We start from the raw sequence: 17,315 nt of genomic DNA on the forward strand, positions 1-17,315 counted from the left end.
GTCATGGGCCATTTCGCAATCGCTGTGCACGAGCTGGAGCCGTGAGAATTTCATTTCACGTTGCTGGAGCCCGTGAACGAGGCCTCGGACTATCTGTCGTTTCAGCCGTTGGAGGTCGACAACACGCCATACCAGAGCGAGATGGAGGCGTGGGTCGCGGCCACGTGCATGATCAACGAACGGATAGTTCGACCACTCGGGCCGTCGGAGCGGCGAACGCGACTATCCGACTGCAGTATGGATCAGCACCTGATACGCTAGCCATCCAAGCGAACAGGCTGCCGCAGGGCGGCCTTTTTCGTGGCTGCCAGGAACTGCCAATAGGGCGTCAAACCGCCAAAGGCGGCGACAAATCGGGGTTTAACTTCGCTGCAAACGACAACGGCATTTGCTGCCAAAGTCGATGCAAATCACTGCCAAAGGTCGCGGAGCGTTTCACGGGCGTCTCTGTGAGCCGATGTCCGCGATCTGGGGAGCATGAAGTAGCACAGGTCGGGCCGACCGAGTCGGAACGGGACACTCCGCCAGCCCCAACGCTCGACTCACCTGAGCACGTAACTCGCCAGCACGCTCTGCACCTCGTAGATGCTGAGCTTCTTGTTGAACTGCTTCTGGATAGGAGCGGCCGTCCCCGAGATCCATATCTTGAGCTCGGCATCGAGATCGAAGGTACCGGCGGTCTCGATACTGAAGTGCGTGATGCTCTTGTAGGGAATCGAGTGGTATTCGACCTTGCTCCCCGTGATGCCCTGCTTGTCGACCAGGACGAAACGCTTGTCGGTGAACACGAAGTAGTCGCGGATGAGCTGGTAGGCGTGCTCGACCACTTCCCCCTTCGCCAGGATCTGGCTGAACTCCTGCTGGATCTTCGCCGGGTCGATCTTGGCTGCGTTGCCGAGCATCCCATCAAGTAGTCCCATTGTTGCTTCCTCCAAGCTCAATTGATCATGCGACCGTTGGCGGTCTTCAAAAGCTGTGCGGGGCGCAGCGCGTGAGTAGTAGGGCGCTCTGCGTTGAATGCTTGCTCAGCGCAAGCAGATCACCAAGGTTTCCACCAGCGCCGCCGCTGCTGTCGATGCTCGAGCGGCCGCAGGTCCAGGGTGCCGTAATCAGGATGGGGCGCACCAGCGCGTCGCCGCAACTCCGCCTCCAGTTGATGAGCTACGCCGCGAGCGTGCAGATCGCCCTGTAGCGCTCGCCGGCGCCATTCAGCGGCCCGCACGCCCAATTCCTCGTCGGGCAGCCTCTCTGTTTCGGTCATGGTGCTGATTGTGACGGGGAGGTCAGGTCGCAGTCGGGCGTCTCCCGCTCAACGATCCAATGGATTCCTGCGCCGAAGGCCTCGTCAAGCACCATAGTGAGCTGACGGCACCAAGGGCGGACAGTGCATGAGCGGTGGGTGAATGTGTGCTTCGGAACCTGATCTCGAACTGCTCTCAGGTCTCGGCCTCAGTTGTCGTCGCACATGTCGCCGTCAACGTCGCTGATCGCGAAATCTGGTCCACCATCTGCTCGCTCCAAGATTTCCAATCGCGACCGAGGAGAGCGAAAAGGAACCATCCCACGGGCATCCCCAGCAAAGCGGTACCGACGAACATCCAGTGCATGTGTTCCATTTTTTGGTCTTTTCTCGCGAGGAGGTCAGTCTGCACATCCTCGTCATGCCTGTGCATCCCCCATTCGTGGGATACCGGCATATGCCTACATCCGTACTTGGACGGAGCTCGGATCCTGCCGGTAATTGGGTTGCGCAGATTCGAGGGCTGAGCCATGGACCATCTCGACTGCTCGTGCTGACGGTGATCGGCCACACCCGTCGGTGGCGTTGCACGAAGGCGTACTTCACCGCTGCGCTTTCGCGAAGTACGCCGTCGCTTTTTCCAGGATGTCGCGCTCCATCTTCACCCGGGCCAACTTCGCACACAGCCGGCTGATCTCCATCTGCTCGGCGCTCACCACCTTGCTGTCAGCGCCGGTGAGCTTGCCCTGGCGCTGCGCCTTGCCCCAATTGAACAAGGTCTGCTCGACCACGCCCAATGTGCGCGCCGCCGCCGCGATGCTTTGGCCGCCCTCGACCAGCCGTACGGCCTCTCGCTTGAACTCCAGCGTGTAGCGCGCCCTCGTCGTCTGCGTCATTTCCGTTCTCCTTGCTTGAATTGAAACACTCAGCAAGGGATACGTTTTTCGGGGGCAAGGTCAGTTGATCAGAAAGAGTGTTGCCAACTCTGCTGCAGCCGATGAACTCTTTGCTACGCTGGTTCATTCCAAGGTGGGCTTGGAGATCAAGGCCTTGCACAAGAGGCTGGAGGACGCATCATTGCGGGACTGCCTCGATTCGATTTCGGTCCTGGAAGTCGCCCCGAGGGAACAGCGGATCAAGAAGGCTCGCCGGTAATTCCTGTCGGACCGTGGATGCTGCGGCACTTCCCGTCGCCCGGACGCCTGCAGATCCTGCTGGGGTCGGGTGTGCCCCCCCCCGGTTAGATGCCTCCCGCGCCTGCAGTCCACCGCTTTGTTCCCCAGTCCAGGGCTTTATTCCCCGGTCCACGACTTAATTCCCCGTAGGCAGCACCGCGAAGCCCGGGAATACCCTCTGACCTCTCCAAAGTCTTCTTGCCTACAGTTCTTGTATGCAAGACAAGGCGTTGCTTGCATGCAAACCTCGACAAGACAAACAGGAGACTCCCATGCCTCGCTTCGCCAAATCGCTTTTCGGTCAGGTGGTCATCGCGCTGGTGCTCGGCGTGCTCGCCGGCCTCTTCGCGCCCGAGTACGCCGTCAAGCTCAAGCCGCTGGGTGACGGCTTCATCAAGCTGATCAAGATGATCATCCCGGTGCTGGTCTTCTGCGTGGTGGTGCACGGCATCTCGGGCGCGGGCGACCTGAAGCGCGTGGGGCGCGTCGGCGTCAAGGCGCTGATCTACTTCGAGGTGCTGACCACCGTCGCGCTGGCCATGGGCCTGGTGCTGGCCTTCGTGTTCCAGCCCGGCACGGGCATGAACGTGGACCCGGCCAAGCTCGATCCGGCCGCCATGAGCGCCTATGCCTCGAACGCCGACAAGCTCACGAGCGGCGGCACGGTCGAGTTCTTGATGAAGCTGATTCCCACCACGGTGGTCAACGCCTTCGCCACCGGCGACGTGCTGCAGGTGCTGCTCTTCGCGGTGCTGTTCGGCTGCGCGCTCACGCTGCTGGGCGATCGTGGCAAGCCGGTGGCGGTGGTGGTGGACGCGCTCTCGCTGGTGCTGTTCAAGATCATGGGGATCATCATCAAGCTGGCGCCGCTCGGCGTGCTGGGCGCCATCGCCTTCACGGTCGGGCAATACGGCATCGGCTCGCTCAAGCAGCTGGGCATGCTGGTCGCCCTCTTCTACGGCGCGGTGCTGGTCTTCGTGTTCGTGGTGCTGGGGCTGGTGATGCGCATGTCGGGCTTCAGCCTCTGGAAGCTGCTGCGCTACCTGCGCGAGGAGCTCGCCATCGTGTTCGCGACCACTTCGTCGGACAGCGTGCTGCCGCAGATCATGGCCAAGCTGCGCCGCATGGGCATTCGCGACTCGACGGTGGGCCTGGTGATCCCGACCGGCTACTCGTTCAACCTCGACGCCTTCTCGATCTACATCACGCTCGCCGCGGTGTTCATCGCGCAGGCCACCAACACGCCGATCTCGATGGCGGACCTGCTGACGATCCTTGCGATCGCGCTCGTCACCTCCAAGGGCGCGCACGGCGTGCCGGGCTCGGCCATCGTGGTGCTGGCCGCCACGCTGCACGCCATTCCGGCGATTCCTGCCATCGGGCTGGTGCTGGTGCTGTCGGTCGACTGGTTCATGGGTATCGCCCGCGCGCTCGGCAACCTGATCGGCAACTGCGTGGCCACCGTGGCCATCGCGGCCTGGGAAGGCGACATCGACCGCGAACGCGCGCATTCGGTGCTCGACGGCACCTACTCGCCGGACGACGAGCCGCTGGCCGAACCCGGGGTCGACATCGGCACCGCAACCGCTTCGACCAGCCACTGAAGACATCCATGGCCACCGACGTCAACCCCACCGCCATCGCAGAACGGGTGGTCGAAGCCATCCTCGCGCAGAAGCTCGCACCGGGCGAGCGGCTCGGCGAGCAGGCCCTGGCCGAGAACTTCGCGGTTAGCCGCACGATGGTGCGCGAGGCGCTCATGCAGTTGCAGGCCCGCGGTTTTGTCGAGGTGCAGTCGCGCCGCGGCTGGTACGTGGTGGAGCCTTCGGCGGAAGAGGCGCGCGATGCGTTCTCGGCACGCCGCATCGTCGAGGCCGGCATCCTGGCCGAGAGCGAAGGCCGGCCGCTGGGCAAGGTGATCCGCAAGCTGCGCGACCACATTGCCGACGAGCAGCGCGCCATCGAAGGCGCCGATGCCGCGACGCGCGCCTTCCTGCTGGCGGACTTCCATGTCTGCCTGGCCGAGCAGATGGGCCACCAGCTGCTGGTCGACGTGCTGCGCGACCTCACGGCGCGCACCACGCTGGCCGCCACGCTCTACCAGTCGAAGCACGAGGCGGGACAGTCGTGCACCGAGCATGGCGCCATCGTTGCCGCCCTCGAAGCCGGCGACACGGCCCAGGCGCGCCGTCTGATGCTCGAGCACATCGGCAATGTCGAGCGCTCGCTCGAGGTGGAAGCCACTGCCGAGCCCGACGCGCCGAGCCGCCTGCGCGCCACCCTGGCGCCGGTCGCGCTGCCGCGTTTCAGGCGCTGAGGCTGTGCATTAGTGCCGCGGCGCTGCACTGCACAAGGGCGTGCCCGCTGACAGGGTCCTGAGTCCGCGCTCGGCTACAGTCCGAGACACCTATGAACTCACCCCAACTCCAGCGCGGCGTGTTCCTCGCCCTGCTTGCTGCCGTCACCGTCGCCTTCATCTGGGTGCTGCTGCCGTTCTTCGGCGCAGTGCTCTGGGGGGTGGCGCTGGCAATCCTGTTCACGCCGCTCTACAAGTGGCTGCTGAAGAAAATGCCCGGCAAGCGCAACGCGGCCGCGCTTTCGACGCTGGCCATCTGCCTGTTCATCGTGATCCTTCCGCTCGCCATGGTGGGCGTGTCGCTGGTGCAGGAGATCGCGCTGGTCACGCAGAACATCCGTTCGGGGCAGATCAACTTCGCGGCCTACTTCCAGCAGATCCTGGACGCCGCGCCCCAGTGGCTGCTGAACCTGGTCGAGCGCTTCAACCTCGGCGACATGGCAGCCTGGCAGGCCCGCATCTCCGCTGCCGCCGGGCAGGCCAGCCAGATCATCGCGAGCCAGGCCCTCACCATCGGCCAGAACACCTTCGACTTCATCGTCAGCTTCTTCGTGATGCTGTACCTGCTGTACTTCCTGGTGCGCGACGGCTCGACGCTGTCGAAGACGATGCGCGACGCCGTGCCGCTCGCCAAGCCGCACACGCACTACCTGCTCAACAAGTTCACCACCGTGATCCGCGCCACCGTGAAGGGCAACGTGGCCGTGGCCATCGCGCAGGGCACCATCGGCGGGGTGGCCTTCTGGTTCCTCGGCGTGCAGGGTGCGCTGCTGTGGGCAGTGCTGATGGCCTTCCTGTCGCTGCTGCCCGCGGTGGGCGCGGCACTGATCTGGGGGCCGGTCGCCATCTACTTCCTCGCGACCGGGCACTTCTGGCAGGGCGGCGTGCTGATCTTCGTGGGCGTGTTCGTGATCGGCCTGGTCGACAACATCCTGCGCCCGGTGCTGGTGGGCAAGGACACGCAGATGCCCGACTACATCGTGCTGATGTCGACCATCGGCGGCATGGCGATCTTCGGCATCAACGGCTTCGTGATCGGGCCGGTGATCGCGGCGCTCTTCATGGCCGCGTGGAGCCTGTTCGCCGACTCGGGGCATGTGGGCAATGGGCACGAGCCGGCCGAAGCCGGCGAAGACAAGAAGACGGGCTGACCCCCGCTGCGTGCATTTCGCGCACGCATTCCTGCATTTCGTCGCATGGCGCTGGGCACCGCGAGGCGCCTGCGGGATCGTCGGGGCCTCCAACCTGCAACGAGGCCTCTCATGCAACCTTCCGCTTCCCTGTTCCTGTTCTCCCGCCCGGCCGTGCGCGCCCTGTGCGCCGCCGCCCTCCTCGCGCCGCTGGGCGCCCTGGCCGCCGACCTGAGCTTGAGCTTCGCCGACGGCCCCGCCGCCGACGCCACGCTGTACGTCGCGCTGTACGACAGCGCCGCCGGCTTCACGGGCAGCCAGTCGCTGGCCGCGCAGACGGTGCCGATGCGCGCCGGCACGGCGCGGCTGGTCTTCCCGGGCCTGGCGCCAGGGCGCTACGCCGTGCGGGCGTTTGCGGACGAGAACGGCAACGGCAAGCTCGACACCAACCTCCTGGGCATGCCGACCGAGCGCTACGGCTTCTCGAACGACGCCAAGGGCAACCGCGGGGCGCCCGATTTCGAGGCCGCCGCGATCGGCGTCGACGCCGACCTGCAAACCGTCATCCACCTGCGCTGAGGCTGCCATGGAACGACGCGAACTCCTTCGCCTGCTGGCCTCGGCCGGTGCGCTGCCCCTTCTTGCGCCCCTGGCGCGCGCCGCCGGTACCGACAGCTGGCAGGCCGACTTCGAGGCCGCCGGCACGCCCTGGAAGATCGGCTTCGCCACGCCGCCGGACGACCTGCCGCTGACCCGCGCCGCGGTGCGCGGGCGCTTCCCCGATGCCGTCGCCGGCACGCTGTTCCGCATCGGTCCGGCGGGCCACGACCTGGGCGGCGAGCGCTACCACCACTGGTTCGACGGCGACGGCATGGTGCATCGCTTCGTGATCGACGGTGCCGACGTGCGCCACCAGGGCCGCTACGTCGCCACGCCCAAGCGCGTGGCCGAGGTGCGGGCCGGCCGCCGCCTGATGGAAGCCTTCGGCACGATGCCGCCGGGCGTCGAGCCGCCGGCCTCGGCCGACAGCATCAATGTCGCCAACACCAGCGTGCTGCCGATGCAGGGCGAGGTGCTGGCGCTGTGGGAGGGCGGCTCGGCCACGCGCATCGACGCGCGCACGCTGGACACGCTGGGCCTGAAGACCTGGCGCGCCGACCTCGCGGGCATGCCCTTTTCGGCCCACCCCAAGGTGGACCCGGACGGCACCGTCTGGAACTTCGGCGTCAGCAACGGGCAGAGCCTGCTGGCGCTGTACGAGATCGGGCCCGACGGCGCACTGCGCCGCGCGGCCGTGCTGCCGGTGGCCGACTTGCCGATGGTTCACGACTTCGCGGTGACCGAGCGGCACCTGGTGTTCCTGATGCCGCCGCTGGTCTACGACGGCAAGCGCAAGGAGGCCGGTGCAAGCTTTCTCGATGCCCATGTCTGGCGGCCCGAACTGGGCATGCGCGCGCTGGTCGTCGACAAGCGCAACTGGGACAAGCGCCAGGTGCTCGCGCTGCCGGCCGGCTTCCTGTTCCATGTGGGCAACGCCTGGGAAGAAGACACGCCGCGCGGCACGCTGATCCACATCGACTACGTGCGCTCGGAGAACGCCGACTCGGTGTTCACGACCAACCGCGAGGTGATGCGCGGGCGCCGCGTGAAGAACACCTCGCCGCACCTGACGGTTGCCACGCTGAACCTCGGCACCGGCCGGGCCACCCAGACCGCGCTGGCGCAGGACGCCGAGTTCCCGCGCATCGATCCGCGCCGCGTCGGCCTGCGCCACCGCCACGTGGTCCACGCGACGCAGAGCAGGGCCGCACTGCCGGGGTTCGGCGCCGTCGCGCGCACCGATGTCGAAACCGGCCGCAGCCAGCGCTTCGGCTACGGGCCGGAGGCGGTGGTGGAAGAGCACGTCTTCGTGCCGGACGGCTCGCGCCCGGGCTGGGTGCTCGGCACGGTGCTCGACTTCGGGCGGCAGAAGACGGTGCTGTCGTGCTTCGCGGCAGATCACCTGGCAGCGGGGCCGGTGGCGCAGGCCACGCTGCCTTATGCGCTGCCGCTGGGTCTGCACGGCGCCTTCGTTCGGGCCTGAAGAGAAAAAAGAGAGCGAAGGCAGGCCTGCCGCTCAGGCGCTCCACCAGCCTTCGTCGAAGCGCCCCTGCAGGAAGGCCACGAAGCTCGACACCTTGCTCGGCACCAGCTTGGGCGAGGGAAAGACGGCGTGGATCTCCTGCTCGGGCAGCGCATGGTCGCCGAGCACCGCGAGCACCTTGCCCGAGGCCAGCGATTCGCTCGCGACGTAGCGCGGCATCAGCGCAATGCCGAGCCCGTCGCGCGCCGCCGCCAGCACGGCCGAGAGGTTGTTCGAGCGGAAGCGCCCCGAGACCGGCACCGTCACCGGCTCGCCCTTGGGCGTGTGCATGCGCCAGAACTCGTCGCCCACCACGCTGCTGTAGATCAGCGCGACATGCGCGCTCAGGTCCTGCGCGCGTTTGGGCGTGCCGTGCTTCTTCAGGTAGCCCGGGGCGGCGACCATGACCCACGGATTAGCGCCCAGGTAGCGCGCGCCCAACGATGAATCGGCCAGCTTGCCCATGCGGATCGCCACGTCGACGCCCTGCGCGATGAGGTCCACGTAACGGTCCTCGAAGCTCAGGTCGAGCTGCACCTGCGGATTCCGCTGCATGTACTCCAGCGCGAGCGGCACCACCACGCGGCGGCCGAAGGCCACCGAGGTGCCGATGCGCAGCAGCCCCTGCGCCTGGTTCTGCCGCAGTTGCACCACGCTGTCGGCCTCCTCGGCATCGCGCACGATGGTCTTGCACTTCTCGTAGTACAGCGCGCCGGGCTCGGTCAGGCTCACGCCGCGCGTGTTGCGGTTGAGCAGCCGCACCTTCAGCCGCGCCTCGGTGGCCGCGATCTGCTTGGTCACGGTGGGTTGCGTGGTGTTGAACTCGCGCGCCGCCTTCGAGAAGCTGCCGGTCTCGACCACGCGCACGAACATCTCCATTGCCAACAGTCTGTCCATGGGCCGATGGTAGTCACTTATTCCGCCATGGAATAGGTTTTATGGCCTGCAGCCGTCTTCTTCGAATGGCCCCCGCTTCCTACAGTGGACGTCACTTAACGGAGACAGTCCCATGGCAAAAATGAAAGCAGTCCAGGCCGCCGTGCTGGTGATGGAAAAGGAAGGCGTGACGCAGGCCTTCGGCGTGCCCGGTGCCGCCATCAACCCCATGTATTCCGCGCTGCGCCAGCGCGGCACCATCTCGCACATCCTCGCGCGCCACGTCGAGGGCGCCTCGCACATGGCCGAGGGCTACACCCGTGCCGTGGCCGGCAACATCGGCGTGTGCATCGGCACCTCGGGGCCCGCGGGCACCGACATGATCACGGGCCTCTACTCGGCATGGGCCGATTCGATCCCGATCCTCTGCATCACCGGCCAGGCGCCGCGCGCACGGCTCTACAAGGAAGACTTCCAGGCGGTCGACATCGAGTCGATCTCCAAGCCGGTCACCAAGTGGTCGGTCACGGTGCGCGAGCCCGGCCAGGTACCGCAAGTCTTCCAGCAGGCCTTCCACCTGATGCGCTCGGGCCGCCCGGGCCCGGTGCTGGTCGACCTGCCCTTCGACGTGCAGATGGCCGAGATCGAATTCGACATCGACAGCTACGAGCCCCTCACCCCCTACAAGCCGGCCGCCACGCGCGCCCAGATCGAGAAGGCCATCGGCATGCTCAACGCGGCCGAGCGCCCGCTGATCGTGGCCGGCGGCGGCGTCATCAACGCCGATGCCTCCGACCTGCTCGTGCGCTTTGCCGAAGCCACCGGCGTGCCGGTGATCCCCACGCTGATGGGCTGGGGCGCGATCCCCGACGACCATCCGCTGATGGCCGGCATGTGCGGCCTGCAGACCAGCCACCGCTACGGCAACGCGACGATGCTGGCCTCGGACTTCGTGCTCGGCATCGGCAACCGCTGGGCCAACCGCCACACCGGCTCGGTCGAGGTCTACACCAAGGGCCGCACCTTCGTGCACGTGGACATCGAGCCCACGCAGATCGGCCGTGTCTTCACGCCCGACTTCGGCATCGTGTCGGACGCCAAGGCCGCGCTCGAGCAGTTCGTCGCCGTGGCCGAGGAAATGAAGGCCGCCGGCAAGCTGCCCGACCGCCGCAAGTGGGCCAAGTCGTGCGTCGAGCGCAAGAAGACCATGCTGCGCAAGACCAACTTCGCGGATGTTCCGATGAAGCCGCAGCGTGTGTACCAGTGCATGAACAACAACTTCAGCAACGACACCTGCTACGTGAGCACCATCGGGCTCTCGCAGATCGCGGCCGCGCAGTTCCTGCACGTCTACAACCCGCGCCACTGGATCAACTGCGGCCAGGCCGGCCCGCTGGGCTGGACCATCCCGGCCGCGCTGGGCGTGCGCGCCGCCGACCCGACGCGCAAGATCGTCGCGCTCTCGGGCGACTACGACTTCCAGTTCATGATCGAGGAGCTCGCGGTCGGTGCGCAGTTCAAGCTGCCGTACATCCACATCGTGGTCAACAACTCCTACCTCGGCCTGATCCGCCAGGCGCAGCGCGGCTTCGAGATGGACTACTGCGTGCAGCTCGCGTTCGACAACATCAACGCGGGCCCCGACGCCGGCATCGAGAGCAGCTACGGCGTGGACCACCTGAAGGTCGTCGAAGGCCTGGGCTGCAAGGCGATCCGGGTGAACAAGCAGGAAGAGATCGCGCCGGCCATCCGCCAGGCCGAGGCCCTGATGGCCGAGTTCAGTGTGCCGGTGGTGATCGAGGTGATGCTCGAACGCGTGACCAACATCGCGATGGGCACCGAGATCGACAACATCACCGAGTTCGAACCCCTGGCCGAGAACGCCGCCGATGCACCCACCGCCGTCGCGGCCGAGATGCTGGACTGAGCGAGGAGACACACATGCCCAAATTTGCAGCCAACCTCACGATGCTCTTCACCGAGCTGCCGTTCATGCAACGCTTCGAAGCCGCCGCCAAGGCGGGCTTCAAGGCCGTCGAGTACCTCTTTCCGTATGCGTACGACAAGAAGGAGCTGACGGCCGCCCTGCGCACCAACGGCCTGCAGCAAGTGCTGCACAACCTGCCGGCCGGCGACTGGGACAAGGGCGAGCGCGGCATCGCCTGCCTCCCGGACCGCACGGGCGAGCTCGCCGAAGGCATCGCGATGGCCATCGACTACGCGACCGCGCTCGGCTGCCCGCAGGTCAACTGCCTGATCGGCAAGGTGCCGGCGGATGCCGACATCAACGTCGTCAACCGCACGGTGCTGGACAACCTGCGCCTCGCCGCGCGCGAACTCGAAGCCGCGGGCATCCGCCTGCTGATCGAGCCGATCAACAGCTTCGACATCCCGGGCTTCTTCCTCACCCGCACCGACAAGGCGCTGGCGCTGATCGAAGCGGTGGGTTCGCCCAACCTGCGGGTGCAGTACGACATCTACCACGCGCAGCGAATGGAAGGCGAGCTCGGCAACACGCTCACCAAGCACCTCTCGCAGATCGGCCACATCCAGCTGGCCGACAACCCGGGCCGCGGCGAGCCGGGCACGGGCGAGATCAACTACCCGTGGCTCTTCCAGCACATCGATTCGATCGGCTACGACGGCTGGATCGGCTGCGAATACAAGCCCCGCGCGACAACCATCGAAGGCCTCGGCTGGCGCCAGGCCCTGACCCGGCAACAGTGAACCCCAACGGAAGCAGAGACATGTCAGCAACGCAACAGAAAATCGGATTCATCGGCCTCGGCATCATGGGCGCGCCCATGGCGGGGCACCTGCTCGACGCGGGCCACCAGCTCTTCGTCAACACGCAGGGCAACACGCCCGAGCCCTTTATCTCGAAGGCCACGATCTGCGCCTCGGCGGCCGAGGTGGCACGCCAGGCCGACATCATCTTCATCATGGTGCCCGACACGCCCGACGTGGAGAAGGTGCTGTTCGGCGAGCCGGGCACGCACGGCGTGGCCGAAGGCCTGAAGGACTCGCGCGGCAAGATCGTGGTGGACTGCAGCTCCATCGATCCGATCGCCACCAAGGGCTTCGCCAAGCGCATCCTCGCGCTGGGCTGCGGCTACATCGATGCGCCGGTCTCGGGCGGCGAAGTCGGCGCCAAGGCCGCGAGCCTCACGATCATGTGCGGCGGCGACGAAGGCACCTTCGAGCGCGTGAAGCCGCTGCTCGACAAGATGGGCAAGAACGTGACGCTGGTCGGCGCCGTGGGCGACGGCCAGGTCTGCAAGGTGGCCAACCAGATCATCGTGGCGCTGAACATCGCGGCGGTGGGCGAGGCGCTGCTGTTCGCCTCCAAGGCCGGCGCCGACCCTGCCAAGGTGCGCCAGGCACTGATGGGCGGCTTCGCGAGCTCGCGCATCCTCGAAGTGCACGGCGAACGGATGATCAAGCGCACCTTCGCGCCGGGCTTCCGCATCGCGCTGCACCAGAAGGACCTGAACCTTGCGCTGCAGAGTGCGCGTTCGCTGGGTGTGGCGCTGCCACAGACGGCGGGCGCTGCGCAGCTGATGAACGCCTGTGCGGCGCTGGGCTACGGCCAGCAGGACCACTCGGCACTGGTGCGCGCGCTCGAAGCGCTCGCCCAGCACACCGTGACCCCGGACTGAGCCTCCGGCTCAGGTCTTTGCAGTCTCGAGGGACTCTTTGAGATTGCGCCGGCGCCATGCCCAGGTCTTGACGGCCTGCGGCAGGATGCCGATGCACGACACGTAGTACGTCACCTTGAAGCCCCAGAAGCGCGGGCCGATGGGGGTGTCGCGGAACAGGTCGCCGGCCAGGATCGACAGCATCGCCTCCTGCATCCGCCACACGTTGCGCGGGTTCATGAACAGCCGGCGGATCGCCGGCGAGGTGATGCGGTAGATGAACCACGAGAACATCTTCGGTCCGTGCTTCATCACCTTGTCGTAGCGGCGGAAGGCCTTCGCGGCCTCCCTCGCCTCGCCCTTGAGCCAGTGGTCGGCCGCGGTCGCGGCCTCGAAGCCGCTGTTCATCGCCAGGTAGACGCCCGAGGAGAACATCGGGTCGACGAAGGCGTAGGCGTCGCCCACCATCATGAAGCGGTCGCCGCGGCAGAACTTCGAGTCGTAGGCGTAGTTGCCGGTGGAGGTGGCGCCCTCCATCAGCGTGGCATTCTTCAGGCGTTCCGCCAGCTTGGGCGCGAGCGCAATGGTTTCCATCAGGAACTCTTCGAGCGTGCCCTTGCGGCGCTTGAAGTAGGCGGGCGAGGCCACCGCGCCGACGCTCACGGTGCCGTCCTTCAGCGGGATGTACCAGAACCAGCCGTGGTCGAACCAGAACAGCGTGATGTTGCCCTCGAAGCGGCCCGGCCGGCGCTCGGCATTGGCGAAGTGGCCGTAGAGCGCAGCGCTCGCATGCTTGCGGTTGCGCTGCTTGACGTCGAACTGGTTCGACAGCAGCGTGTCGCGCCCGCTCGCGTCGATCACGAAGCGCGGGCGCCAGTGGGTCTCGGTGCCGTCGTCGGCCTTGACCTTCACCAGCGGGCGGTTGTCGGGGCTGCCCTTGCCTGCATCCATGTCGACGCCGGTGACGCGCTGTCCCTCGAAAGTGCGCGCGCCGCGATGGCCGGCGTGGCGGAACAGCAGTTCATCGAATTCCGAGCGGCGCACATGCACGGCGTACGGAAAGCTCTTGTCCATCGCCTCGCCGAAGTGGAAGTGGCTGCTGTGGTCGTGCCAGGGCGAGACGAACTCGGCGCCGTGCTTGCGGATGCCGATGGCCTCGACCTCGGTGCGCACGCCCAGCCGGTCGAACAGCGGCATGTTCATCGGCAGCAGCGATTCGCCGATGTGGAAGCGCGGGTGCTGCGCCTTCTCGATCAGCACCACGTCGTGGCCCTTGTCGGCGAGCAGCGCGGCCACGGTGGAGCCCGAGGGGCCGCCGCCGATGACCACGACGTCCGGGTCGTTGCTGGTGAAAGGTCCGGGTGTCATGCGCTGCCCCTCCGAGTCGTTTTGTCTTTGTGTTGACGATGGCTTGCCGCGCGGTTCGCGCGCGGCATGGCGTTTACCCCAGTTAACCTCGGGTAACAGTGTTGGAGTTTAGCGAGTCGGCCGGCCGCCCCCTTCGGGCGGAAGATGCGGCTGTTGTCGTTCCCACCAAGAGAAGAGGTTTCGCTTTTGCGGTAGCCTCATTGCCCGTCAGAAACAAGGAGATTTTTCATGGCTGCACCCCTCTCTCCCGCAGAAGAAGCACTTCGCGAAGCAGCGCGCGAGTACCACCGTTCGCCCGTCAAGGGCAAGATCTCGATCACCCCGACCAAGCCCCTGCTGAACCAGCGCGACCTGTCGCTGGCCTATTCGCCGGGCGTGGCCTATCCCTGCCTCGACATCGCGGCCGACCCGTCGCTCGCGGTGGAGTTCACCGCCCGCGGCAACCTCGTGGGCGTGGTCACCAACGGCACCGCGGTGCTGGGCCTGGGCAACATCGGCCCGCTGGCCGCCAAGCCGGTGATGGAAGGCAAGGGCTGCCTCTTCAAGAAATTCGCCGGCATCGACGTGTTCGACATCGAGCTGGCCGAGAACGACCCCGACAAGCTGGTCGACATCATCGCGGCGCTCGAGCCCACGCTGGGCGGCATCAACCTCGAGGACATCAAGGCGCCCGAGTGCTTCTACATCGAGAAGAAGCTGCGCGAGCGCATGAACATCCCGGTGTTCCATGACGACCAGCACGGCACGGCCATCATCTCGGCCGCGGCACTGCTCAACGGCCTCGAGCTCGTGGGCAAGAAGATCGAGGACGTGAAAATCGCCGTCTCCGGCGCCGGCGCGGCCGCCATCGCCTGCCTCGACGTGATGGTCGGCCTGGGCGCCAGGCCCGCCAACATCTACGCCTGCGACTCCAAGGGCCTGATCTACATGGGCCGCGCGGGCGGCTTCGACGAATCCAAGGCACGCTACGCCCAGAAAGACACCGGCGCCCGCACCCTGGCCGACGTGGTGAAGGACGCCGATGTGTTCCTCGGCTGCTCGGCGCCCGGCGTGATGACGGCCGAGATGGTCAAGACCATGGGCACGCAGCCGATCATCCTGGCGCTGGCCAACCCCGAGCCCGAGATCCGCCCCGAACTGGCCAAGGCCGTGCGGCCCGACTGCATCATCGCCACCGGCCGCTCGGACTACCCGAACCAGGTCAACAACGTGCTGTGCTTCCCGTACATCTTCCGCGGTGCGCTCGATTGCGGCGCGAGCAAGATCACGGAAGAAATGAAGCTGGCCTGCGTGCGCGAGATCGCCGATCTCACCAAGGCCGACATCAGCGAAGAGGTGGCCACCGCCTACGCCGGCCAGGAACTGGCCTTCGGCCCCGACTACATCATTCCCAAGCCCTTCGATTCGCGCCTGATCCTGCGCATCGCGCCGGCCGTGGCCAAGGCGGCCGCCGCCTCGGGCGTGGCCTCGCGCCCGATCGAGGACATGGAGGCCTACCGCCAGCACCTGACGCGCTTCGTCTACCAGACCGGCATGTTCATGCGCCCGGTGTTCACCGCCGCCAAGCTGGCCACCGCCAAGCGCGTGGCCTACGCCGAGGGCGAGGACGAGCGCGTGCTGCGTGCCGCGCAACTGGCCGTCGACGAAGGCCTGGCCCAGCCGATCCTGGTCGGCCGCCCCGCCGTGATCGAGGCCCGCATCAAGAAGGCCGGCCTGCACATCCGCATCGGCACCGACGTGGAAATCGTCAACCCCGAGGACGATCCGCGCTTCCGCATCTACTGGGAGAGCTTCCACAAGCTCATGGGCCGCCGCGGCGTGACGCCCGAAGCCGCCAAGACCATGGTGCGCCGCTCCAACACCACCATCGCGGCGCTGATGCTGCACCTGGGCGACGCCGACGCGATGATCTGCGGGCTGGTCGGCCGCTTCGACGTGCACCTGGAGCACATCCGCAACCTGATCGGCCTGAAGCGCGGCGCGCCGGGCTTTGCGACGCTCAATGCGCTGACGCTGGAAAAGCGCACGGTGTTCATCACCGACACCAACGTCAACGAAGACCCGAGCGCCGAGATGCTGGCGAGCATCGCGCAGATGGCTGCGGAGGAAGTGCGCCGCTTCGGCCTGCCGCCCAAGGTGGCCTTCCTCTCGCACTCGAACTACGGCACCTCGAGCCGCGGCTCGGCACGCAAGATGCGCCTGGCGCGCGACCTGTTCGCGCAGATGGCGCCCGACATCGAGTGCGACGGCGAGATGCACGGCGACGCGGCCCTCTCCGAAGAGGTGCGCCGCACCGCCCTGCCCGACAGCACGCTCACCGGCGAAGCCAACCTGCTGGTGTGCCCGAACCTCGACTCGGCGCACATCCTCTACAACGTGCTGAAGATGACCGGTGCCAACGGCATCACGGTCGGGCCGATCCTGCTGGGTGCGGCCGGCTCGGCGCATGTGCTGACGCCCTCGTCGACCGTGCGTCGCGTGGTGAACATGACGGCATTGGCCGTGGCAAATGCGACGACGGCGCTGAAGTAGCCTGCGCCCGGCTTGAATCCCACGCCCCGCTGCGGTGAACGCAGCGGGGCTTTTTTTCGTCCGCCGCATCGGCGGTGCCTGCATGCGCCAGGACGGTGCCGTCATGGCTGCCGGACGCCCTTTCCAGGCACCCCAACCACCATTTCGGCTGGCATGCAATCTGCTAATACCCTGATCGGATATTTCAAATATCTTACTAATATATTTAAATCGAACTCCATTCACCCTGAGGCATCCCCCATGAGCACCCCCCGCTGGCAAGGCATCTTCCCCGCCATCACCACCAAGTTCCACGCCGACGAGAGCATCGACGCCGAGGGCACCGCCCGCCACATCGACTTCCAGATCCGCAACGGCATCCACGGCCTGGTCACCTGCGGCTCGCTCGGCGAAGCCAGCACGCTGACGCTGGAGGAAAAGCTCCAGGTCGCCAAGATCGCCCTGGAGGCCGCCGACGGCCGCATCCCGGTGCTGGCCAATGTGTCGGAGACCAGCACGCGCGAAGCCTTGCGCTACGTGGACGGGGCCAACAAGCTCGGCGTGGCCGGCTTCATGGTGATGCCCTCGGTGATCTACGTGGCCGATGCGCGCGAGGCCATGCTGAATGTGCGCACCATCGCCAATGCCGCCCGGAAGCCCATCATGGTCTACAACAACCCGGTCGCCTACCGGGTGGACCTGAAGCCCGAGCACATGCTGGCGCTGGCGGACTGCGAGTGGATCGCGGCCATCAAGGAGAGCACCGACGACATCCGCCGCATCACGGACCTGCGCAACACGGTGGGCGATCGCTACCAGCTGTTCCTGGGGGTGGACGACCTGGCCTACGAAGGCCTGGCGCTGGGCGCCGACGGCCTGCTGGCCGGTGTGGGCTGCGC

General features: G+C 66.5%; 14 protein-coding genes and 1 pseudogene. 10 read left to right on the forward strand and 5 right to left on the reverse strand.

All coding sequences use genetic code 11. The features are described 5' to 3' along the window. Positions 1-542: 542 nt before the first annotated feature. The 3 genes and pseudogenes from AC1DXX_RS23170 to AC1DXX_RS23180 all read right to left on the reverse strand — a co-directional run. The gene (locus AC1DXX_RS23170) at positions 543-920 is read right to left on the reverse strand and encodes a PH domain-containing protein (RefSeq protein ID WP_478136555.1); all 378 of its coding nucleotides are present in this window, start codon (positions 918-920) and stop codon (positions 543-545) included. A gap of 119 nt (positions 921-1,039) precedes the next feature. Further along, on the reverse strand, positions 1,040-1,261 hold the full coding sequence (locus AC1DXX_RS23175) for a hypothetical protein (protein ID WP_478136556.1): 222 nt from the start codon (positions 1,259-1,261) through the stop codon (positions 1,040-1,042). 534 nt (positions 1,262-1,795) lie between these two features. Beyond that, positions 1,796-2,136 (reverse strand): annotated as a pseudogene (locus tag AC1DXX_RS23180) (transposase); the annotation flags it as partial. Between the two features lie 551 nt (positions 2,137-2,687). Between AC1DXX_RS23180 and AC1DXX_RS23185 the strand changes: the two are divergent. The 5 genes from AC1DXX_RS23185 (at position 2,688) to AC1DXX_RS23205 (ending at position 7,984) form a co-directional block, all read left to right on the forward strand. Then, entirely contained in the window at positions 2,688-4,019 is a 1,332-nt protein-coding gene (locus tag AC1DXX_RS23185; protein ID WP_478136557.1) for a C4-dicarboxylate transporter DctA, read from the forward strand. Positions 4,020-4,027: 8 nt separating this feature from the next. Then, the gene (locus AC1DXX_RS23190) at positions 4,028-4,732 is read left to right on the forward strand and encodes a GntR family transcriptional regulator (protein ID WP_478136558.1); all 705 of its coding nucleotides are present in this window, start codon (positions 4,028-4,030) and stop codon (positions 4,730-4,732) included. A 92-nt stretch (positions 4,733-4,824) separates the two neighbouring features. Then, a complete protein-coding gene (locus tag AC1DXX_RS23195; RefSeq protein ID WP_478136559.1) occupies positions 4,825-5,922 on the forward strand; it encodes an AI-2E family transporter in 1,098 nt (365 codons plus the stop codon). 111 nt (positions 5,923-6,033) lie between these two features. After that, entirely contained in the window at positions 6,034-6,480 is a 447-nt protein-coding gene (locus tag AC1DXX_RS23200; RefSeq protein ID WP_478136560.1) for a DUF2141 domain-containing protein, read from the forward strand. 7 nt (positions 6,481-6,487) lie between these two features. After that, on the forward strand, positions 6,488-7,984 hold the full coding sequence (locus AC1DXX_RS23205; protein ID WP_478136561.1) for a carotenoid oxygenase family protein: 1,497 nt from the start codon (positions 6,488-6,490) through the stop codon (positions 7,982-7,984). Positions 7,985-8,017: 33 nt separating this feature from the next. On the opposite strand, the gene AC1DXX_RS23210 is transcribed toward AC1DXX_RS23205, so the two are convergent. Next, the gene (locus AC1DXX_RS23210; protein ID WP_478136562.1) at positions 8,018-8,920 is read right to left on the reverse strand and encodes a LysR family transcriptional regulator; all 903 of its coding nucleotides are present in this window, start codon (positions 8,918-8,920) and stop codon (positions 8,018-8,020) included. A 112-nt stretch (positions 8,921-9,032) separates the two neighbouring features. Here AC1DXX_RS23210 and gcl point away from each other — a divergent pair, with 112 nt between their 5' ends. Genes gcl through AC1DXX_RS23225 form a run of 3 tightly spaced genes read left to right on the forward strand, consistent with a single transcriptional unit; the run spans position 9,033 to position 12,558 of the window. Beyond that, positions 9,033-10,826 carry a glyoxylate carboligase gene (gene gcl / locus AC1DXX_RS23215; protein ID WP_478136563.1) on the forward strand — a complete coding sequence of 598 codons (1,794 nt, stop codon included), beginning with the start codon at positions 9,033-9,035 and terminating at the stop codon, positions 10,824-10,826. Between the two features lie 14 nt (positions 10,827-10,840). Then, positions 10,841-11,626, forward strand: coding sequence for a hydroxypyruvate isomerase (gene hyi / locus AC1DXX_RS23220; protein WP_478136564.1), 786 nt, complete (start codon positions 10,841-10,843; stop codon positions 11,624-11,626). A gap of 20 nt (positions 11,627-11,646) precedes the next feature. Then, entirely contained in the window at positions 11,647-12,558 is a 912-nt protein-coding gene (locus AC1DXX_RS23225) for a 2-hydroxy-3-oxopropionate reductase (RefSeq protein ID WP_478136565.1), read from the forward strand. A 9-nt stretch (positions 12,559-12,567) separates the two neighbouring features. Here the strand turns inward: AC1DXX_RS23225 and AC1DXX_RS23230 are convergent, their stop codons facing one another. Beyond that, complete coding sequence (locus tag AC1DXX_RS23230) at positions 12,568-13,905, reverse strand: NAD(P)/FAD-dependent oxidoreductase (protein ID WP_478136566.1); 1,338 nt, start codon at positions 13,903-13,905, stop codon at positions 12,568-12,570. A 228-nt stretch (positions 13,906-14,133) separates the two neighbouring features. Between AC1DXX_RS23230 and AC1DXX_RS23235 the strand changes: the two genes are divergently transcribed. Next, a complete protein-coding gene (locus AC1DXX_RS23235; protein WP_478136567.1) occupies positions 14,134-16,437 on the forward strand; it encodes an NADP-dependent malic enzyme in 2,304 nt (767 codons plus the stop codon). A 240-nt stretch (positions 16,438-16,677) separates the two neighbouring features. Next, a partial coding sequence (locus AC1DXX_RS23240; RefSeq protein ID WP_478136568.1) for a dihydrodipicolinate synthase family protein occupies positions 16,678-17,315 on the forward strand: 638 nt, incomplete at its 3' end.

It is taken from the genome of Variovorax sp. P4_B10, from assembly GCF_056402375.1.